17 protein-coding genes and 1 tRNA gene are annotated in these 21,017 nt (G+C 56.3%); 15 read left to right on the top strand and 3 right to left on the bottom strand.

What is annotated here, in order from left to right; genetic code table 11:
• Positions 1-273 precede the first annotated feature (273 nt).
• The 10 genes from ACJ8QI_RS17490 to fis all read left to right on the top strand — a co-directional run bounded on the left by ACJ8QI_RS17490 (position 274) and on the right by fis (position 10,542).
• On the top strand, positions 274-1,341 hold the full coding sequence (locus tag ACJ8QI_RS17490; protein WP_033631991.1) for a cupin domain-containing protein: 1,068 nt from the start codon (positions 274-276) through the stop codon (positions 1,339-1,341).
• A 25-nt stretch (positions 1,342-1,366) separates the two neighbouring features.
• A complete protein-coding gene (locus tag ACJ8QI_RS17485) occupies positions 1,367-2,320 on the top strand; it encodes a lactate/malate family dehydrogenase (RefSeq protein ID WP_004936876.1) in 954 nt (317 codons plus the stop codon).
• Positions 2,320-4,551 carry a hypothetical protein gene (locus ACJ8QI_RS17480; RefSeq protein WP_442532871.1) on the top strand — a complete coding sequence of 744 codons (2,232 nt, stop codon included), beginning with the start codon at positions 2,320-2,322 and terminating at the stop codon, positions 4,549-4,551. The genes ACJ8QI_RS17485 and ACJ8QI_RS17480 overlap by 1 nt, the downstream gene beginning before the upstream one ends.
• A gap of 47 nt (positions 4,552-4,598) precedes the next feature.
• On the top strand, positions 4,599-5,804 hold the full coding sequence (locus tag ACJ8QI_RS17475; protein WP_004936868.1) for an MDR family MFS transporter: 1,206 nt from the start codon (positions 4,599-4,601) through the stop codon (positions 5,802-5,804).
• Positions 5,805-6,000: 196 nt separating this feature from the next.
• Positions 6,001-6,077: transfer RNA gene (locus tag ACJ8QI_RS17470), tRNA-OTHER, on the top strand.
• 218 nt (positions 6,078-6,295) lie between these two features.
• Complete coding sequence (locus ACJ8QI_RS17465) at positions 6,296-6,538, top strand: YhdT family protein (RefSeq protein ID WP_004936865.1); 243 nt, start codon at positions 6,296-6,298, stop codon at positions 6,536-6,538.
• Positions 6,528-7,973, top strand: a complete 1,446-nt coding sequence (gene panF, locus ACJ8QI_RS17460; protein WP_442532870.1) for a sodium/pantothenate symporter — start codon at positions 6,528-6,530, stop codon at positions 7,971-7,973. The genes ACJ8QI_RS17465 and panF overlap by 11 nt, the downstream gene beginning before the upstream one ends.
• Before the next feature lie 11 nt (positions 7,974-7,984).
• On the top strand, positions 7,985-8,866 hold the full coding sequence (gene prmA / locus ACJ8QI_RS17455) for a 50S ribosomal protein L11 methyltransferase (protein ID WP_033636181.1): 882 nt from the start codon (positions 7,985-7,987) through the stop codon (positions 8,864-8,866).
• Between the two features lie 393 nt (positions 8,867-9,259).
• Complete coding sequence (gene dusB, locus ACJ8QI_RS17450) at positions 9,260-10,264, top strand: tRNA dihydrouridine synthase DusB (RefSeq protein WP_442532869.1); 1,005 nt, start codon at positions 9,260-9,262, stop codon at positions 10,262-10,264.
• The gene (gene fis / locus ACJ8QI_RS17445) at positions 10,246-10,542 is read left to right on the top strand and encodes a DNA-binding transcriptional regulator Fis (RefSeq protein ID WP_000462905.1); all 297 of its coding nucleotides are present in this window, start codon (positions 10,246-10,248) and stop codon (positions 10,540-10,542) included. The genes dusB and fis overlap by 19 nt, the downstream gene beginning before the upstream one ends.
• 127 nt (positions 10,543-10,669) lie before the next feature.
• Here fis and ACJ8QI_RS17440 read toward each other — a convergent pair whose 3' ends face one another.
• Complete coding sequence (locus tag ACJ8QI_RS17440; protein ID WP_016930249.1) at positions 10,670-11,011, bottom strand: hypothetical protein; 342 nt, start codon at positions 11,009-11,011, stop codon at positions 10,670-10,672.
• A gap of 248 nt (positions 11,012-11,259) precedes the next feature.
• Here ACJ8QI_RS17440 and lpxO point away from each other — a divergent pair, with 248 nt between their 5' ends.
• The 4 genes from lpxO (at position 11,260) to ACJ8QI_RS17420 (ending at position 18,835) form a co-directional block, all read left to right on the top strand.
• The gene (lpxO, locus tag ACJ8QI_RS17435) at positions 11,260-12,165 is read left to right on the top strand and encodes a lipid A hydroxylase LpxO (RefSeq protein ID WP_442532868.1); all 906 of its coding nucleotides are present in this window, start codon (positions 11,260-11,262) and stop codon (positions 12,163-12,165) included.
• A gap of 295 nt (positions 12,166-12,460) precedes the next feature.
• A complete protein-coding gene (lpxP, locus tag ACJ8QI_RS17430; protein WP_442532867.1) occupies positions 12,461-13,381 on the top strand; it encodes a kdo(2)-lipid IV(A) palmitoleoyltransferase in 921 nt (306 codons plus the stop codon).
• A gap of 116 nt (positions 13,382-13,497) precedes the next feature.
• Positions 13,498-14,193 carry a CTP synthase C-terminal region-related (seleno)protein gene (locus ACJ8QI_RS17425; RefSeq protein WP_442532866.1) on the top strand — a complete coding sequence of 232 codons (696 nt, stop codon included), beginning with the start codon at positions 13,498-13,500 and terminating at the stop codon, positions 14,191-14,193.
• Positions 14,194-14,896: 703 nt separating this feature from the next.
• Positions 14,897-18,835 carry a non-ribosomal peptide synthetase gene (locus tag ACJ8QI_RS17420; protein ID WP_442532865.1) on the top strand — a complete coding sequence of 1,313 codons (3,939 nt, stop codon included), beginning with the start codon at positions 14,897-14,899 and terminating at the stop codon, positions 18,833-18,835.
• A gap of 41 nt (positions 18,836-18,876) precedes the next feature.
• On the opposite strand, the gene ACJ8QI_RS17415 is transcribed toward ACJ8QI_RS17420, so the two are convergent.
• Positions 18,877-19,566 (bottom strand): LrgB family protein, encoded by a 690-nt coding sequence (locus ACJ8QI_RS17415; RefSeq protein ID WP_004936833.1) that lies wholly within the window; start codon positions 19,564-19,566, stop codon positions 18,877-18,879.
• Positions 19,559-19,981: a CidA/LrgA family protein gene (locus ACJ8QI_RS17410; RefSeq protein ID WP_004936830.1), complete on the bottom strand. Its 423-nt coding sequence runs from the start codon at positions 19,979-19,981 to the stop codon at positions 19,559-19,561. Before ACJ8QI_RS17410 ends, ACJ8QI_RS17415 begins: the two co-directional genes overlap by 8 nt.
• Positions 19,982-20,121: 140 nt before the next feature.
• On the opposite strand from ACJ8QI_RS17410, the gene ACJ8QI_RS17405 reads away from it, so the two are divergent.
• Positions 20,122-21,009 (top strand): LysR family transcriptional regulator, encoded by an 888-nt coding sequence (locus ACJ8QI_RS17405; RefSeq protein ID WP_025304429.1) that lies wholly within the window; start codon positions 20,122-20,124, stop codon positions 21,007-21,009.
• The last annotated feature ends 8 nt before the right edge of the window (positions 21,010-21,017 follow it).

Below are 21,017 nucleotides of genomic sequence, written 5' to 3'. Positions count from 1 at the left end.
ACCCACATCACCACACAAAAAATAAAAATATGTTTTTAAACAAAAAATATTTAACTCATAGCTTACAAATAAATATTAGCAAGGAAAAAACTCAATCCATCGCATTTTTACACGCCACAAGCTTTAACAAAATTAACGTATTAATTACAAAGCTTGACCCCGATCACATCCGCTCGGTGATAGCCCGTGCTATTGTCGCCGTCGATCGAATGCAGCGCGCTCTTTTTCTCTTTTTATTTATCCTTTTTATTGACTTAGATGAGTAATGTCTTAATGAGCCATGTAACTGAATACGACCGTAAGCCCGTGTTTTCCCTGTACCACCGTGCTGACATGGAAACCATAAAAAGCATTAAGGAAAACGGGATTGAGAAGCTTTTGGGCGAAGTGAAGAATTTCCGCGCCAATGAGGAAATGAACCGCTTTATTCCCGAACGGGCACGCCTGGCAGTAAGCTGGGTGCGTCTGGCGAAAAACGAAAAGCTGGATGTGCATGTTCATCCAATATCTTCGCTGTATATCATTTGTGAAGGGGAAGCGATCCTGCTGGGAGACGGCGTTGACCGCCGGGCCGTTCCAGGCGATGTCATCTGCATTCCGCCAGGCGCGGATCACGGCTTCATCGGCGCAGGCGACAACGGCTACTGGGGGCTGTCAATCCAGTTTGAGGAGCGCGGGCTCTATGAAGATCCCAGCAAGCCGCTGGTGACTTTCGATCAAGATCCCTACGCTTACTACCATCAGCTTAAAGCGCATAACGCCCGCTACATCGAGCGCTACCAGGACAACCCGATCTTTACCGCATTCGCCAAGGATAAAACGTTCTCCGAGGCGAAAAAATCCTTGTTCCTGGACTACCTGCAGATCCTGTCCGATCAGTTCCAAAAAATGGTGCTGCTGCGTAGCGCACTGTGTGAAGACGTTCGCTTCTCGCGTTTCTTCAGTGAACATCTGAAAGAAGAATTCGGCCATGACGAGGTGCTGCGCAACAGCCGCGACAACCTCCAGGTTCGCGAAGACGCGATCTTTGAAGCACTGTGCATCTGGTTCAACCACCAGATGATCACGCTGGATAATCTGGAACAGGCTATCCTGGTGCACTTTGTCATCGAAGGTTCGGCTTTCGTGTTCTATAACAACATCAAACACGTGTTCGATCCGAGCAAACAGAACCATTTCGAGGATCACTCCGAATTCGATGGCGATCATCAAGAAGTGGATAAAGCGTTCTTCAAGGGGATGACCGAAGAACAATTCCAGCGTGTCAAAGCCGTACTCGATAAAGGGTGGAGTATGGTTGAGAAGCAGTATGCAAGACTGGCCGAACTGATCGAAGCATAAGCCGGGCAGGTCATCAGGAGCGGTCATGAAAATTGTTTTATTGGGATTCGGCGGCATTGGGCAAGAGACGCTAAACGCGCTGTTAAGTACGACCGAGCGACGTGGCAGCGTCAATGAAGTCGTGATCATCTGCCGAAATACCGAAAAGTATTCAGCCGTTTGCGAAGATATTCTTGATGGCCTGCTGGCGGAAGCGCTCTTCTCACGCCATAACCGAACGTCTTTACCCAAGATTGTTGTGACGGATGACTACCGCTACATCGACGGGGCTGACGTGATCCTCTGTTGCTATGGCGTGCCTTCAACCTTTCCGATGCATGACCGCCAGGCGTTGCTGGACGATCACGTACGGCTCAGCGAGGCCATTTTTAGCCGAGCCAAACCCTTCATTGCTCCCGGCTGTCACATCATCAATGCGGTCAATCCGGTGGATAGCATCAGCTATTACATCGATAAAATCCTGCTCGACTCTCGCTGCCGGGTGATAGGCATCGGCGCCGCGCACAACACCGCCAGGCTGCTGAAAAGCATCTGCCGCATTTCCGGGATCGACATGCAGCGCATCGACGCGCGTAGCCTGACAGTCTGCGGCGAGCACGGCGCCGGGTTGGTGCCCTTGCTCAGCCAGGTAACAACCGACGAGGGACCGCTGAACCAGCTACTTTCGGCGCAGGCGCTGGCGCAAATCGTCACCGATACCCGCAATCAAGGGTTGGACATATTTCACAAAATGCGGCGCCCTCCTAAATATGGCCCGGCCGCCTCCATTCTTATCTTGCTTGAGCGCATCATCCAACGGGACGAAACCCCCTGCTGCGGTTCGGTCTGGCTGCCGGAACTGGGCGTGTTCATGTCCTGGCCGCTGGCTCTGCGCGACGGCGTCTTTACGCCGCTGTCGCTGATGCCCAATCAGGATGAGCAACAACAAATCCACCAGGCGGCGCTCAAGTTAAAAAACATCATCCAAGGTTTTAGCTGATGACGACCGATCAAACCAGACAGATTTTCCGCGATCTCTACATGCCGTTACGCCCTGAGTATCGTTTTCTTTCGCCACTGTACGGGGTGCTGTGGTGCAACAACGAACTCGCGGAAAAGTATTACCGTTTTCTTGGCGCCGAACACCCGATCGGCCAGGTGGCGCGCGCGTTGTTCTACCGTACTGACCTGGTCGAGTTTGACGTAAGCAAAGAGGTGAAGAATCCGTTCACCTGGTTTTCCCCCTCTACCCTTGCACGGCTGGTGGCTTTCATGAGCAGCCCGCGTTTCACCGACAATGATATCGCCTCGTTATATCAGCATGTACGAGATGAAACGGACTTTCACGCTGCCATTGAGCAGCAACATCGGCTTTCTGTGCAAATACGCCGGCTTTGCGACAGCGTACTGCAACAGTTCGAGGACACAAAAGCGCAGATCGCTGCCGCAGAACGCGAAGCGCTCTCCCTCGGCGCCCATTTGAAAGCGCAAGAAAAAGCGCTGAATCAGATCCTGCAACAGGCGGAAAACGCCGTTAAAGCACAGCAGGCGCCGATCCAACAATGTCGAGCCGCGATCGCCGCGCTCAAAGCCGGCAAAAAAACGCTGGGCAAGAGCGCTGCTGAGAATAAAGAGGCGCAGCTGCTGGCGCTCAATGCCGAAATCACCGAGCTGGAAGCACGCCTGAATGCGGCGCAGCAAGAAGCCGTGCATCAAGCCGGCCTGTTCCCCGCCTGGCAAAACGCGCAGGCCGCCGTCGAACATGCCCGCCAGCAAAAAGATGAAGCCACCTTGCGCGCCAGCATGCTGGCGGAAAATTTTACCGAAAGCACCGTCGCACGGCTGCAAACCGAGGGATTCAGCGCTGACTTCATTGCATTGCATCTGCCTTTCAACAAGTATCACCGCTATCTGCCGCGACGTGTGCAGGATTACGTCGGTATCCACTGTGCCGATCGCGACAGCTTGCTGGCCGAGTTGCACAATTTATGTCGTTTACTGATCGCGGCCAGCCGCACCGCCGAGCACGACAGAGAGGTGTTTCATTTGCTCAACGCGGCGCTGTGGCTGAAATGCAAGGGTAACTTCGGCAAATTGACCGCCTACATGCAGCAACTGCGGGAACTGAGCGGGGAGCTGTTCGGCGAAACGGCGACGGGCGAGACGCACTTCCCCGATCGCTGCCATGACTATTACGATCGCGAAGTGTACGGCCGCTATTTTCCGCCGCTGTGCATCACCAAAACCTGCCGCCCCGCGCCGGATTCTGACGTCTCGTTCTCAGATTGCGGGGAGAGTTCGCTGCGCAACTTCATCAATGTCCTGGTGAAAAACCAAGCAAGCGCGCAGCTTGACGCCGGAATACTCAAACGCAGCGGCCTGGCTGTCGATCCGCGCGTCATCGCGTTCTATGAAAAAAACCCTCGTTTGGAAACGATCAGAAGCCAGGAAGTACATAACCAGTGGGCTGAAATTGCCTCATCACTCAATGCGCGCGACAACCGAATCAAATACCTGACGCCAGGTAAAGACGCCTATTGCGAGTTGGCCGCCGGCGGCAACAACATGCAGCATATGCTGCAAGCGCTATTGGGCGAAGCTGATATCACCACCATTTGCCGCCGAATCGCCTCCTCTTCCGGCATCGATATTCGTTGCGATCTCAGCGACTTCCACCCGGAACGGCACGATCTGGAAGACTTCACCAACGTTGTTCGCCTCGAATTCGACGGCAAATATGTCTTTCACTGGTATTTCCTCAAACAGCATTTCCGCTGCGCTTCGGCAGATCTGTTCAACGAAGAGGAAAATTATGTACGCCACGCACTCGCCATGCTGAATGACGAGATGAAACAGGGCCGTCTGAATCGCGACCAGTTCCGCGCACTGCTCAGTTTCCATCTGAAAGAGAAGCCCGTGGCGCAAGTCAAAATGATATTCGACAGCCTTGGCGCTACCCTCGTCGGAGATGAAATGACGTTCTTGATGTTGGGTAAATTGAACTCCGTCGACTCCATGTTCGAATACTGCATGAACGTTCTGGCGATTCCAACGCTGGCGCATAGCGCGCCAGTCTCGGCGACTGTCGCCGCGATTATTCAAGGCATCAGCCCGCATCCGGTTATCTTCGATCAGCGGAAAAATCTCATCGCGAGAATTAGAGAAGCCGGAGTGACGCCGTTACTCACTCTGGCTAACCGATGGGAAAAGGAAAGTTTGGAAAAGGTGTAATACACTCGGTTCAACAGACGACGAGCAACATTTAAGGAGAAACCGCCTTGAGGTCAACATTCATCCCTTATTTCCCAAAAGAAATATGGGTTATCTTTATCGGGACGTTTTTGACGCGCGCCTGCTTTTTCATGATTTGGCCATTCATTACCATTCTCATGAGAAATAACTACGCGATGACTCCGGTGGAAATCGGCGTCATGATGAGCGTATCACTTATCGTGTCTATTTCTTTCGGCTATCTCTTCGGTGGCGCATCAGACAAATATGGCCGTCGCACGTTGATTATTCTCGGTGCAATTGCCGCTATTATTTCATTTAGCGTACTTGCGTTGGCCAACTCACCGGCGTGGTATTTTGTCGGTATTTTACTCAATGGCATTTCGCGCTCATTGATCGAACCCGCCAGCAAAGCGGTGATCGGCGATATTCTCCATGACAGGCAAGAGCGAGAACGCGCGTTGAACATCCGCTACTTCCTGATGAACGTGGGCGCAGCCGTAGGCCCATTAGTGGGTGTCGCTCTCGGGCTGACCGCGCAGAAGGCCACCTTCTTCGTCACCGCATTGTCGTTCCTTTGCTATTTGCTGCTGGTGCTCGCGGTATTCAAAGCGGGGCACGGTAAAGAAACGCGCAACGCCACCTTCTCGTTCATTGGCTCTTTGCGGATTATCTGGAACGATCAGGCGTTCAAGGTGTTGGTAGTCGCCAACATTTTGGTGATGCTGGTCTACGGGCAGATCGACGTGACGCTGCCGCAATACCTCATGATCAGCCAGGTGTATAACCCCGAATACCTGCTCAGCGTGCTGATATTCATCAATGCAGCCACGGTGATAACGCTGCAGTATTTCACCGAGCGCTTTACCCGCCGCATGTCATTGGCACTGAAAACCAGCCTGGGCGTGTTCTTTCTCGCGCTTTCACAAATTGTCTTCCTGCTGGTTTCCAGTGAAAGCTGGCTGCTGTGGTTGGTCGCCATGTTCCTGCTCAGCCTCGGCGAAGTCATCCTGTTCCCTACGCTCAATATACAAATTGATCGTATGGCGCCGGCTAACCTAAAAGGGGCTTACTTCGGTGCCGCCACGTTTTACGAATTTGGCCTGGCGCTCGCCCCTTTTGTCGGCGGTTTGCTGTTAAAACAAGGTGGCGGTGGCGCCCTGTATGCCGTGATGTTCTTTTTATGCATCGGCGTCATCGTTCTTTATACTATTTCGGAAAGAATATCTGAGAAAAGAACGATAACCGCGTGACATTGTTAACCCGCTAATTAACGCCGCCCTTGTTTAAACGTATTAACGGGGCGGCTTTATCGTGATATTAATCACAGTAAATAACTAGCGAAGGATATGCGGGTCATTATTTAATCGAACGATTTATTTAATGCTAAAAAATAAAAGAAATCTATTTACATGAATGATTAGGAGATGTTATAAATTTGTTTATTGCAGGCGTGTAGCTCAGTGGTAGAGCGCTGTGTCATACTTCACAGAGGTCACCTGGTTCGATTCCGGTTGCGCCAACCAATATAAAGACCATTTCTTTCCTATTCGCTTTAATTATTTTCTCATCGAAATAAACCGGCAAAAATTTATATATTTACCCCCTCTTTTCTTTCCATCGCTCCGTTGCGTTCACCGGAAAGGTGAATAATTTATTAGCCAAACGCCGCACATTCCGTACAATCCTGTTCCTTCATCTGTTCTTGTCACAAGCCATCATCGTAAACCTATGGGGGACACTGATGGACAAACGCTTTATTCAGGCGCACCGCGAAGCGCGCTGGGCGCTGGGGCTGACGCTGCTCTACCTGCTGGCCTGGGGGCTGGCGGCCTACTTGCCGGACAGCGCCATCGGCGTCACCGGCCTGCCGCACTGGTTCGAAATGGCCTGCCTGCTGGTGCCGCTGCTGTTCATCGGCCTGTGCTGGCTGATGGTGCGCACAGTGTTCCGCGACATTTCGCTGGAGGACCGCGATGCAAACTGAAGTGATCCTGCCGCTGGTCGCCTACCTGTTGCTGGTGTTCGGCCTGTCGGTGTACGCCTATCGACGCCGCCAGAACGGAAACTTCCTCAGCGAATATTTCCTCGGCAACCGCTCGATGGGCGGCTTTGTGCTGGCGATGACCCTGACCGCCACCTACATCAGCGCCAGTTCGTTTATCGGCGGGCCGGGCGCCGCCTACAAATACGGCCTGGGCTGGGTGCTGCTGGCGATGATCCAACTGCCGGCGGTGTGGCTGTCGCTCGGCGTGCTGGGCAAGAAATTCGCCATCCTGGCGCGGCGCTACAACGCCATTACTCTCAATGACATGCTGTATGGCCGCTACCAAAGCCGCCTGCTGGTGTGGCTGGCCAGCCTCAGCCTGCTGGTGGCGTTCCTCGGCGCCATGACGGTGCAGTTTATCGGCGGCGCCCGCCTGCTGGAGACCGCCGCCGGCATTCCTTATGACACCGGCCTGTTGATCTTCGGCATCAGCATCGCGCTGTACACCGCCTTCGGCGGCTTCCGCGCCAGCGTGCTGAACGACGCCATGCAGGGGCTGGTGATGCTGCTCGGCACCGTGCTGCTGCTGGTGGCAGTGATCCATGCCGCCGGCGGACTGGACAGCGCAGTGAGCAAACTGCAGCAGATCGATCCGGCGCTGGTGTCGCCGCAGGGCGGCGATCAGATCCTCAGCCTGCCGTTTATGGCGTCATTCTGGATCCTGGTGTGCTTCGGGGTGATCGGCCTGCCGCACACCGCCGTGCGCTGCATCTCCTACAAGGACAGCAAGGCGGTGCATCGAGGTATTCTGCTCGGCACCGTGGTGGTGGCGGTGCTGATGTTCGGCATGCACCTGGCCGGCGCGCTCGGCCGCGCGGTGCTGCCGGATCTCAAGATCCCCGATCAGGTGATCCCGACGCTGATGATCACCGTGCTGCCGCCGTACGCCGCCGGGATCTTTTTGGCGGCGCCGATGGCGGCGATCATGTCGACCATCAACGCCCAGCTGCTGCAATCCTCCGCCACCATCATCAAGGATCTCTACCTGGGCGTGCGGCCGCAGCAGATCCACAACGAGCGGTTGATCAAGCGCTTCTCCAGCCTAACCACGCTGATCCTTGGCCTGCTGGTGCTGCTGGCGGCCTGGCGACCGCCGGAGATGATCATCTGGCTCAACCTGCTGGCTTTCGGCGGGCTGGAGGCGGTGTTCCTGTGGCCGTTGGTGCTGGGCCTGTATTGGGAACGCGCCAATGCTCAGGGAGCGCTTAGCTCAATGGTGTCGGGTGCGGTATGCTATACGCTATTGGCCAGCTTCAACCTGCAGCCGGCGGGGCTGCACCCTATCGTGCCTTCGCTGTTGCTCAGCCTGTTGGCGTTTTATCTCGGTAACGTCGTCGGCGAAAAGCGCCAGGCGGCGTCATCATTACCCTCTTGAAGAGAATTGCTATGCCTTGGATCCAACTCAAACTGAACACCACCGGCAGCCAGGCGGAAGACCTGAGCGACGCGCTGGTGGAAAGCGGCGCCGTGTCGGTGACCTTCCAGGACACCCACGACAACCCGGTGTTCGAACCCTTGCCGGGTGAAACCCTGCTGTGGGGCGATACCGACGTGATCGGCCTGTACGACGCGGAAACCGATATGGCCGAGGTGGTGGCGATGCTGGAACAGCACCCGCTGCTGGGCGCCGGTTTCCGCCACAAGATAGAACAGCTGGAAGACAAGGACTGGGAGCGCGAGTGGATGGACAACTTCCACCCGATGCGCTTCGGCGAGCGCTTGTGGATCTGCCCGAGCTGGCGTGACGTGCCGGATCCCGACGCGGTCAACGTGATGCTCGATCCGGGCCTGGCGTTCGGCACCGGCACCCACCCGACCACGGCGCTGTGCCTGCAGTGGCTGGACGGCCTCGATCTGGCCGGCAAAACCGTTATCGACTTCGGTTGCGGTTCCGGCATCCTGGCAATCGCCGCCCTGAAGCTGGGTGCTGCGCGCGCTATCGGCATCGACATCGATCCCCAGGCCATTCAGGCCAGCCGCGACAACGCGCAGCGTAACGGCGTTTCAGAGCGTCTGGAGCTGTATCTGCCGAAAGACCAGCCGGCAGACCTGCTGGCTGACGTGGTGGTCGCCAACATCCTCGCCGGCCCGCTGCGCGAGCTGGCGCCGCTGATCGGCTGCCTGCCGAAGGCCGGTGGTCATCTGGGGCTGTCCGGCGTGCTGGCCAGCCAGGCCAGCAGCGTTGCGCAAGCCTACGAAGAGAAGTTCACGCTCGACCCGGTCGCCGAGCGTGAAGAGTGGTGTCGCATCACCGGCCGCCGCAAGTAAGCGTCACGGTCTATTGCCCCCTCATCCACCGGCCCTGCGCCGGTGGATTTTTTTTGCCTGGCGATCGGCCTGCGGGCGAGACAAAATTTTATGCAATTTTTCGCCGCTCAACGACGGATCGCCCTGACAATGCACCTTCCAGACAGGCTATCTCGGCAAAAAACGCGGGTGAATGCAGATAATATTCTGCGCAAAGGCGAATATTTTGCCGCACACAAAATAAGCACTTTTCGTCAACTTATTGTAAAATATATATAATATTTTCATGAATCACCGCGTAGCGCATTTTTCGTCCTAATATCGGGCCAATTGGTTAAAGTTTGGCCTTTCATCTCGACGCAAAAATGCGTAATATACGCGCCCTTGCGGACACAGTATGGTCACTCTTTGTCTATGCGCATTGGACACCACCAGCTTACTAATTGCCTGATTGCGGCCCCGATGGCCGGTATTACAGATCGCCCGTTCAGAACCCTCTGTCATGCAATGGGTGCTGGGATGGCTGTATCCGAAATGCTCTCCTCCAACCCGGAGGTGTGGCGGACGGATAAGTCGCGTCTGCGTATGGTGCATAGCGATGAACCAGGGATCCGCTCCGTGCAGATTGCCGGATGCGATCCTGATGATATGGCCGCCGCCGCGCGTATCAACGTGGCCAGCGGCGCGCAGATCATCGACATCAATATGGGATGCCCTGCCAAAAAAGTGAACCGGAAGCTTGCCGGGTCCGCCTTGTTGCAGTACCCGGATCTGGTAAAACGGATCCTCCACGCGGTGGTTGACGCGGTGGATGTGCCGGTAACGCTGAAGATTCGCACCGGCTGGGCACCAGAGCATCGTAACTGTGTAGAGATTGCCCAACTGGCCGAAGACTGTGGTATTCAGGCCCTGACGATTCACGGCCGAACCCGCGCCTGTCTGTTTAACGGCGACGCGGAATACGACAGCATTCGGGCAGTTAAGCAGAGTGTTTCCATTCCGATTATCGCGAATGGGGATATTACTGACCCGCATAAAGCCAGAGCAGTGCTCGACTACACCGGGGCCGACGCCCTGATGATAGGCCGCGCTGCTCAGGGGAGACCCTGGATCTTCCGGGAAATCCAGCATTATCTGGACACTGGGGAGCAGCTGCCGCCGCTGCCGCTTGGCGAGGTGAAGCGCTTGTTGATTGGGCACATTCGGGAATTGCACGGCTTCTATGGCCAAGGCAAGGGATTCCGGATTGCTCGTAAGCACGTGTCCTGGTATCTCCAGGAACACGCTCCGAATGACCAGTTTCGGCGCACATTCAACGCCATAGAGGATGCCAGCGAACAGCTGGAGGCGTTGGAGGCATATTTCGAAAATCTTAGCGTAAAAAAAGAGCTGACAGAACTATGTTCGAACAACGCGTAAATTCTGACGTACTGACCGTTTCTACCGTTAACTCACAAGATCAGGTGACTCAAAAGCCTCTGCGTGACTCGGTTAAACAAGCACTGAAGAACTATTTTGCTCAACTGAACGGTCAAGACGTAAATGACCTGTATGAGCTGGTACTGGCTGAAGTTGAACAGCCACTGTTGGACATGGTGATGCAATACACCCGTGGCAACCAGACCCGCGCAGCCCTGATGATGGGCATCAACCGCGGCACGCTGCGCAAGAAGCTGAAAAAATACGGCATGAACTGATACTAGTCAGTTAACGTGTTGAAAAGGCGCAACCTTGCAAGAGGCGGCGCCTTTTTCTTTTGGGGCATGCCCGTTTTGCAGGCAATAAAAAAGGCCGCAGCGCGGCCCTTGGGGTAAAGCGGAGACCTTATTCGGTCGCTTTGTTCTTGAGGCTTTCCGCCCCTTGCTTGGTCTTATCCCAAGCCTTCTCCGTACCCTGTTTGGTGGAGTGCCAGGCCTTTTGCGAGCCCTCGCTCACTTTGCTGCCGACGCTGTCGCTCTTGCCTTCGGCGGCGTGCTTGGCTTTCAGCTTCAGCTCTTCACCCTTGTCCTGAGACTGGTGCAGCTTTTCTTTGGCGGTATCCGCCCCTTTGTGCGCTTCGGCAACGACCTCGTTGCTGGCGTGAGCGGCGGTGTCGGTCGCGGTCTCAGCGGCGAACACCGGGGAAGCGAGCAGCAGTGCAGACAAGGCAATGATTGATTTTTTCATAAGTCCCTCTTTTCTCAGATACGTGCCATTCGTCATGAAACAAGATGGCATGAAACGCCCCTTGAACGCTTTAAGAATAGGACTAAAACCAAAAAAATCGATATAAAATTTTATTACAAATCATTTTATTGATTTTTTATGCCAACAAGCAGCACACGCAGGGAAAGCGCACGAAAAAGTTAAATTTTTCCTGTCACAAAACTATAATTTGTACGAATTTTTAACAAGCACCAACAGGGATGGATTCTATGGTTGCCGCGATCATTATCGGCATTTTTATCATCAGCTTCCTCTACGCACACTCCCGCGGCAAAGAGAAACAAAAGCTTACCCGTCAGCTGTTCGATCACTCCACGTTTATGGGGCCGATTAACATGTTTATGACCGGTTTCTCGCGTTTGCCCGCCAAACAGCCCTATTTCGACGAAAAAGGCTTTCCGGAACTGCAAACGCTGACCGACAACTGGCAGGTGATCCGCGAGGAAGCGGTGCGCCTGCAGGATCACATCAAAAAGGCGCAGTCGCACAACGACGCCGGGTTCAACACCTTCTTCAAACGCGGCTGGAAACGTTTCTATCTGAAATGGTACAGCGACAGCCACCCTTCGGCACAGACGCTGTGCCCGAAAACCGTCGAGCTGCTCAACCGTATCCCATCGGTCAAGGCGGCGATGTTCGCCGAGCTGCCGCCCGGCAGCCATTTGGGTAAACACCGCGATCCTTACGCCGGCTCGGTGCGCTATCACCTGGGGCTGATGACGCCCAACGACGATCGCTGCTTTATCGAAGTGGACGGCGAGCAGCACAGCTGGCGCGACGGCGAGGCGGTGATCTTCGACGAAACCTACGTGCACTGGGCACAGAACGCCACCGACCAGACGCGTATCATTCTGTTTTGCGACGTCGAGCGGCCGATGAAGTGGCGCTGGGCGCAGGCGGTCAACCACTGGGTCGGTTCAACGCTGATGTCGGCGGCCAGCTCGCCGAACGACGACCAGGACCGCACCGGCGGCATCAACCGCATCTTCAAATACGTCAACGCGGTGCGCGATGCCGGTCAGCGCCTGAAAGCACGCAACCGCCGCGGTTACTACCTGCTGAAATGGCTGGCGATCGCCGCAATTTTCGCCGCTATTATCATTCCCAGCCTGTAAACCGCCGCCGATCTTTAATCCAGGGCATGTGAATGAGAATATTCGCATGCCCCTCTTCCGCCACACCCCGTACCCTGTGTTAACATACACGTTCCTAGAGCCGCCTCCGCTGGCCAACAGCTATCCCTCCGAAGCCTGATAGCAGCGCAAACCGCCCTTCGAATGTAAAGATTTAGTCAATTATGGAATCTGACTAAACCCTGGCCGTCCCCGGGTGTCTGAGTGGTTGTATCGCTATCGAGTGGATCCTTTATGCGCTACAGGTTGCTACCCCCTAACGCATAAACGAGCTGCTATGAAACGCCAAAAGAGATTTCAACTTTCCTTGCTGCACCCACGCTACTGGCTGACCTGGTTTGGCCTCGCCCTGCTGTTCCTGCTGGTCCAGCTCCCCTACCCGTGGCTCTACCGTCTGGGGGTGTGGATGGGGCGCACTTCGATGCGTTTTCTCAAGCGCCGCGTCACCATCACCCGTCGCAATCTCGAGCTGTGCTTCCCCGAGATGGGCGACGCGCAGCGCGAACGCAAGGTGGTGGGCAATTTCGAATCGCTCGGCATGGGCCTGTTGGAAACCGGCATGGCCTGGTTCTGGTCGGATAAGCGCGTCAAGCGCTGGTTCAACGTCTCCGGCATCAACCACCTCAAAATGGCGCAGCGTGACAATCGCGGCGTACTGGTAATCGGCGTGCACTTTATGTCGCTGGAGTTGGGCGGCCGGGCCATGGGCCTGTGCCAGCCGATGATGGCGATGTACCGCCCGCACAACAACAAGGCGATGGAGTGGGCGCAGACCAAGGGCCGCATGCGTTCCAACAAGGCGATGATCGATCGCAAGGATCTGCGCGGCATGGTGCACGCGCTCAAGCGCGGTGAAGCGGTATGGTTCGCGCCGGATCAGGACTACGGTCCACGCGGCAGCGTATTCGCCCCGCTGTTCGCCGTCGATCAGGCCGCCACCACCAGCGGCACCTTCATGCTGGCGCGCATGGCCAACCCGGCGCTGGTGCCGGTGGTGCTGATCCGCCGTGAAGGCGGCCGCGGCTACGATCTGCTGATCCAGCCGGCCCTGGAAGACTATCCGCTCAGCGACGAACAGGCGGCGGCGGCTTACATGAACAAAGTGATCGAGAAAGAGATCATGCGGGCGCCGGAGCAATATCTGTGGCTGCACCGCCGCTTCAAAACCCGACCGGTCGGCGCACCGTCGCTGTACTGATCCCCCTTTTTGCAGCCCGGCCAACGCCGGGCTTTTTTGTGCGCAGCGTTTAAAAAATCTGCGGCTCACGATCCCGCTTTCCTGTAATCTCCTTTTTTACCCGCACAGGAAAGGAAATGATGAAAGCTCAAGTCCGCATTGCTCTGGTCGGTGATTACACCCCGCAAGCCGTGGCCCATCAGGCCATCCCCGTGGCGCTCCAGCTCACCGCCGCCCACCTCGATATCGACGTGCAGCCCCAGTGGCTACCGACCGACACCCTGACCTCCCCCGACGTCCTGCACGATTTCGACGCCATCTGGGTGGTGCCGGGCAGCCCATATCGTCACGACGACGGCGCCTTTATGGCGATCCGTCATGCGCGGGAAAACGACGTGCCGTTCCTCGGCTCCTGCGGCGGTTTTCAATACGCGATCGTCGAGTACGCGCGTAACGTGATGGGCTGGCACGACGCCGGTCATGCGGAAACCGACAGCGGTGGCCGGCTGGTGATCGCGCCGCTTAGCTGCTCGCTGGTGGAAAAAACCGGCGACATCGTTTTTCAGCCTGACACCCGCGCCGCACGGGCCTACGGCAGCCTGAACACCCATGAAGGCTACCACTGCAACTTCGGCGTCAATCCGGAGTTCGTCGTTGATCTGCAACGTTTCCCGCTGATCATCAGCGGCCACGACACCGAAGGCGACGTGCGCGCCATCGAACTGCCGGCTCACCGTTTTTACGTCGCTACGCTGTTCCAGTCGGAACGCGCCGCGCTGCGTGGCGAGCTTTCGCCGCTGGTGGTGGAACTCGTCAAAGCCGCCGTCTGCTAACCTGCTACCTCCCCGTAGGATCGAGCCGCAGCGAGACAGGGTTCTCGTTGCGCCTTTCATTTCGGGTATCACTCGGCATCAACGTTTCACATTTATTATCTCATTAAAGTTAATCCATTAATTGCCCAATAACGGATCATTCATCGCAGTTTAATTGAAACGTCATACTCCTATGAAAGTTAACAGCAGAATTACGAATAAAGAAATGCATGAAATCACAATAAGCTTTACTTCTTATTATTCATTATTATTTCTTTTATAATAATACAACATAAGAGATTCTTTATAATTTTTTATGATTCAGCCTGTTATCTCTTGCAGAGAAGCAACCGAACTTGCCCGCTGAGATACCACTCCGTTATCGCTTACGAACCGCCTCAGCTCCTCCCCCTTTTGCCAAAAATAAAAAAACCACAAATAAAACAATAAATTACATTATTTCACTTACTAATATCACGCATAAAAGCCAGTCAATCGTGATTAACACGCCACAAAAGCAATGGTAAAAAAACCAGTTTGAAAATAAATAAAATACAAAACATTAACGCTAAAATCATTGCATTTATTATAATCAAATAAAATCATTAAAAATATTTAATGTGAAAACAGGCCAACTTAATAATCACCTTTTATAATGTTCGAGTGCTTGGCTGCGACTCACTTTATTTAATTCGATTCATTCCTTATTTGTGGAGGTGGTTCCGTGTCCGCTTATTCCCTGACGACCGTGCAACAAGCCGTGTGGCTAGACCAATCTTTAAACCCCGATATCCCCTTATATAACGTTGGGTGTTTATGGCGCGTAGAGCGCGAGATTTCGCTACCGCTTTTTCAAGAAGCCATACGGCAAATACAGCAACAACATGATGCGTTGCAAACCACGCTGAAAGAAACGCCGCAAGGCATTACCCAGGAAACCTGCGACCGGGCCTATATCGACCTGCATTACCACGATTTTTCGCACAGACAAGATGCCATCAGCCTGGCAGAAACACACCTTCGTTCTCAATTCCTGCAGCCTTATTCACTGTATGACAGCCTGCTTTGGCGCTGCCACCTGGCCAAAGTCAGCGGATCCAGCACGCTATGGCTGCTTGCTTCCCATCACCTGATTGCGGACGGCACCTCAATTTCCCTGCTGAGCAAAATGATCATGGAGCGCTATAAACAATTAAAAGCAGGGATAAAAAACGAAGCCCCCCACTCGCGTTACCAAGACTTCGTCATCAGCGATCGCACCTATCAGCAGTCTCCACGCTACGAGCGCGATCGTGATTTCTGGTTGAAGCGTTTCATCGACGCGCCCCCCTCCATGCTGGAACGCCGCCAAAATCAATGTGAGCAACAAACCTACCCCAGCCATCAGATAATCAAGCGGTTGCCACGCGAGCGTTTCCTACAGTTGGAACAATACGCCGCCGCGCAGGGCGGTTCTGCAATGCATTTTTTTAGCGCTTTGCTGGCCACCTGGTTCGCCCGGATTTGGCAAACCGATCAATTCACGCTGGGCGTGCCGGTACATAACCGCAGTACCGCCGAACATAAGCAAACATTGGGCATGTTTTCCTCGATGATCCCACTGCGCATCACGGTCGATTCACAGCAATCCTTCGGCCACTTACTGCGGCAAATCGGCAGCGAGCTGCGCCAGTGTTATCGTCACCAGCGTTTTCCCATTGCCGAACTCAACCGCCAGTTGAACCTGCATCAGCAGGAGCGGCGCCAGCTGTTCGACATCAGCTTTTCTCTGGAGGTTTTTCCGACCGACATCGAACTGGAAGGCAGCCAGTTCAAGGTGGAAAACCTGCACCACGGTCAGGAACAGCTGCCCCTCGGCGTCTACCTGCGCCATTACCATCCGGGCGACGACCCGCTGTTGGAGTTCAACTTCAATCAGGCCTGGTTCAGTCAGGAAGACGGTGAGCGCATCGCCGCCCGCATGCTGCACCTGCTGAACACGTTACTGGACGGCGATCCGGCGCTGCCGCTGGGGCAGTTACCGCTGCTGTTGCCGCAGGAAAGACAGCAAATCTTCCATCAATGGAATGAAACCCGACAAACCTGGGCAGACATGCCGCAAGGCGTACATCAATTCCTGGAACGGCAGGCCGCACTGACGCCAGAAGCGCCGGCGCTGTGCTACGGGGACCACGAGATCAGTTATCAACAGCTGAATCAGCGGGCGAATCGATTGGCTGCCTTTCTCAGGCTGCAGGGATTACAGCCTGACGATCGCATCGCGGTATGCGTCAACCGCAGCCCGGATATGGTGATTGCCCTGTACGCCATCCTGAAGGCGGGCGCCGCCTATGTACCGCTCGATCCCGACTATCCACAAGACCGCCTGCGCCACATGCTGCAAGATTGCGGCGCCAGATTCGTTCTGATCGACGATGGCGGCGAACACGCGCTGCACCCGCTGCGCGATATCGCCGTGCCGCGATTGCATCTTCAACGTGAGAGCCATCTGTGGCGGCAAGCGCCGGATGGCAACCCGCCGCCGCTGGCCGCCGATCCACAGCGCAGCCTGGCTTATGTGATTTACACCTCCGGCTCGACGGGGAAACCCAAAGGGGTGATGAACGAACACCGCGGGGTGATCAACCGACTCCTGTGGATGCAAAAGGCTTATACACTGACGCCGGATGATGTCGTGCTGCAGAAAACGCCGTTCAGCTTCGACGTCTCTGTCTGGGAGTTTTTCTGGCCGATGATGGTCGGCGCCCGGCTGGCCATCGCCAAACCGGGCGGTCACCAGGAACCGGATTATCTCAGCACCTGCATCGCACAACATGGCGTCACCACACTGCATTTCGTCCCCTCTATGCTGCAACTGTTTCTGCGCCACGGCGATATGGCGCAGTGCGCCTCCCTGAAACGCATCGTGTGCAGCGGCGAGGCGTTGCCGCTCGCTACGGTACAACGTTGCCTGCAGCAGTTGCCGCAGGCGGAACTGCACAATCTCTACGGCCCGACGGAAGCCGCCGTAGACGTTTCCAGCTGGCAATGCCTGCCCGATGATCCTCGCCCACTGGTACCGATCGGTAAACCGATCGCCAATACCCAGCTCCATATTCTGGATGACCAACTGCAACCGTTACCGCCCGGCATCGCCGGCGAATTGCATATCGGTGGTATTCAGGTTGCCCGTGGTTATCTGAACCGCGCGGCGCTGAGCGCCGAGCGATTTATCGCCGATCCTTTCAGCGCCGAGCCGCAGGCTCGCCTGTATAAAACCGGCGATCTGGCCCGCTGGCTGCCGGATGGCAACATTGAGTATCTGGGCAGAAACGATTTCCAGGTCAAAATCCACGGCCTGCGCATTGAATTAGGCGAGATCGAGCAACAGCTCAGACAGTGTTCAGGGGTTGAAGACGCCGCCATTCTGGCACGGGAAGACGAAAGCGGCGGCAAGCGCCTGGTCGCCTATGTCATCGCCCCAGAGCAAACGGCCGACGCCGCCGAATGGCGTCGGCAATTGCAGCAACACCTGCCGGACTTTATGGTGCCGTCCTGTTTTATCCGGCTGGATGCTTTTCCGCTGTCGCCCAACGGCAAGCTGGATCGCAAAGCGTTACCGGCACCGGCCAACATGCAGGAAACCGCTGCTTATGAAGCCCCGCAAGGCGAGCAGGAACAGCAGTTGGCCGAACTGTGGAGCGACCTGCTGGGCACAACGCGCATTGGCCGCGACGATGATTTCTTCGCGCTGGGCGGCCATTCGCTGCACGCCATTCAACTGCTGGTTAAACTGAAGCGACACGGGCATTCGTTAGGCATTAAGACGCTGTTTGCTCACTCGACGCTGCGCGGCCAGGCCCGTATTCTCACCGACGGCGTGCCCGCAACGGCTCCAGCCACCTCCGAACCCCTGCAGCAGCTGTTGACGCGTCTGAATCAGGCCAGTTTTACCTTTAAACAGGTAGAGCGCCTGAACCACGCCATCACCCCCGACAGCGTTTGGATGATCCATCCTGCCGTCACCGGTTGCGATGTTTATCGCGATCTGGCGAACTATTTAGAGAAAGATTTCAATGTGTTAGGCATCAACAATTACAACCTGTTCCAACAGCCGCACATCACTTCGCTACGCGAGCTGGCGGCGTATTATCTCGGCCATATGCGGCTGTCACCGGCGCGCCCCGTCCGTCTGTTGGGTTGGTCGCTAGGGGGCCTGATCGCGCTGGAGATGGCCGCTCAACTGGAAAGCCAGGGCTATCGCGATATCCAACTGTTCCTGCTTGATACCTTCTACCGAACCCCATTCCAGATCCGCAGCGAGCCGGGCATGCTGGCGGCGATGCTGGCCATGTTGGGTATTGACGGCGAGGCCGCCGACCGGGCCTTAAAGGCAGAGCCGACGGAGCTGGCATTGGCGAAACAAACGCTCAGCGCACCGTTGCAACATGCACGCATCACGCTGTTCAAGGCGACCGAAGATGCAAATCTGAATATCACCGGCCTGGGCGATGAGCGGGAACTGCTGGCGATTGCCGACAATGGCCTGTCGGCAATCGGTCAACATCTGCAGGTGCATCCGTTGCCCTGCAATCATCACTCCATTATCTTCAGCCACGAGGAGATAGGACGCGCCTTGCGACAATCATCGCGCACGCCGGCGATGTTAGGCAACCTTCCTTGACGCTCTACGGTCTGCGGCGCAGTTCGCCGCAGACCGCCTCCTTACCACATCAGCCGGCCGATCAGCGGCGCGGCCACCACCGTGATAATGCCGGCCAGCATCATCACCAGGCTCGACACCACGCCCTCCTGCGGCCCCAGTTCATAAGCGCGGGCGGTGCCGGCGCCATGCGACGAGGCGCCAAACCCGGCTCCCTTCGCCAGGCGGCTGCGTACCGCCAGGCGCAGAAACAGAATGTCGCCCACCGCCATGCCGAACACCCCGGTGATCACCACGAACAGCGCCACCAGATCCGGCTGCCCGCCCATCTGTTTGGCGGCCTCCAGCGCGAACGGCGTGGTAATCGAACGCACTGCCAGGCTGCGCTGCACCTCTTCCGGCAGCGTCAGCAGGCGCGCCAGCCACACCGAGCTGTACACCGCCACCAGCACCGCCGTCGTTACCCCGGCGGTCAGCGACAGCCAGTGGCGGCGGATGATGTGCAGATTCTCGTACACCGGCACCGCAAAGGCGATGGTCGCCGGCCCCAGCAGCCACAGCAGCCAGTGGGTTTCGCCAATATAGTCCTGATAGGAGATGTGGGTGACCACCAGCAGCAGCACCAGGATCATCGGCGTCAGCACCAGCGGCATCAGCAGTAACGTGCGGCGGCGGCGGTACAGCTTCTTGTTGGCGAAGTAGAGCGCCAGCGTCGCCAGAAAGCAGGCCAGGCTGAGGATAAAATCATTCATGGCGCTGCTTCCGTCGCTGCAGCCAAATCTCCAGCCGATACACCCTGTCCACCACCAGCCCGGTGGCGCCCAGCGTCAGCATGGTGCTGACCGCGATCACCAGAAAGATCTTCCAGCCCTCGACCATCAGCAGCTGGGCATAGTTGACCACCGCCACCACTGCCGGCACGAAGAACAGCAGCATTTCCGCCAGCAGCCAGCGGGAGCCGGCCTTGACCCAGCTCAGCGGCAGAATGCGCAGCAGGATCAGCGCCAGCAGCATCAGCATGCCGACGATATTGGCGGGGAGCGGCAGGTGGAATTGTTGCACCAGGCGATCGGCGATCAGGAACAGCGCCGCATACAACGCCACCTGAATCGGCACCTGCAAACGGGTCAGCAGGGAAGGGGCAACGCGGCGTAACGCCAGAGACATGGAAGATGACCTCAAACAATAAATTGACGGCCTACAGTATACGCAGCCGGGAAACCACGCCTGAAATGAATTAAAATTATCGACATCATGCCGTCCGGGAATAGTTTCCCGCCGGTAGCGCCCTCAAGGAGAACCCTAACGTGGATGTCCGCACCCTGCGCTACTTCGTTGAAGTGGTGCGCCAGCAAAGCTTCACCCGCGCGGCGGAAAAACTGTTCGTCACCCAGCCCACCATCAGCAAGATGCTGCGGCATCTGGAAGAGGAGCTGGAATGCACGCTGCTGATCCGCGAAGGCCGCAAGCTGCGCCTGACCGACAGCGGCCAGGCGGTGTATCAGCGCGGCCTGACGATCCTCGACGAATTCCGCCAGCTGGAGGCGGAGCTGGAAGACATCAGCTCGGTGAAAAAGGGCGTGCTGCGGCTGGGCATTCCGCCGATGGTGGGCAGGCAGATCGCCGATCTGATCCGCCGCTTTCGCCAGACCTACCCCGGCATCGAATTAAAAATTTCCGAGCTGGGCGGGCTGTCGGTCGAACAGGCGGTGATGTCCGGCGAACTGGATCTGGCGATGACGGTGCTGCCCTTCGATTCGGAACAGCCGCTGACCTTTCTGCCGCTGCTGGGCCATCCGATGTGCGTGGTGGCGCCGCGCACGCCGCAGTGGCTTAACCGCACCCGCATCAATATCGCCGAACTGGCCGACAGCCCGATCCTGATTTATAACGAAGACTTCGCGCTGTACAAGATGCTGATGAAAGCGTTTCGCCAGGCCGGTTTTGAACCGCAAATCGCGGTGCGCAGCGGCCAATGGGACTTCCTCGCCTCGATGGTGCAGGCCGGCGTGGGCATCGCCATGCTGCCGGAGCCGGTCTGCCGCTGGCTGGACAAGGAAAACCTGGTCTGGCTGCCGCTGGAACCGCGCATGGAGTGGAAAATCGGGCTGATCTGGCGCCAGGGCAGCTACCTGTCGCACAGCGCGCAGGCCTGGATCGCCTGCTGCCGCGACTACTGGCCGCCGCTCAAGTAGCCAAAAAA

It is taken from the genome of Serratia sp. CY84636, assembly GCF_052166245.1.
In the GTDB taxonomy this organism is placed as follows: domain Bacteria; phylum Pseudomonadota; class Gammaproteobacteria; order Enterobacterales; family Enterobacteriaceae; genus Serratia; species Serratia nevei.
Note: the sequence above shows the minus strand (reverse complement) of the source record. Positions and strands in the feature narration are given on the sequence as shown.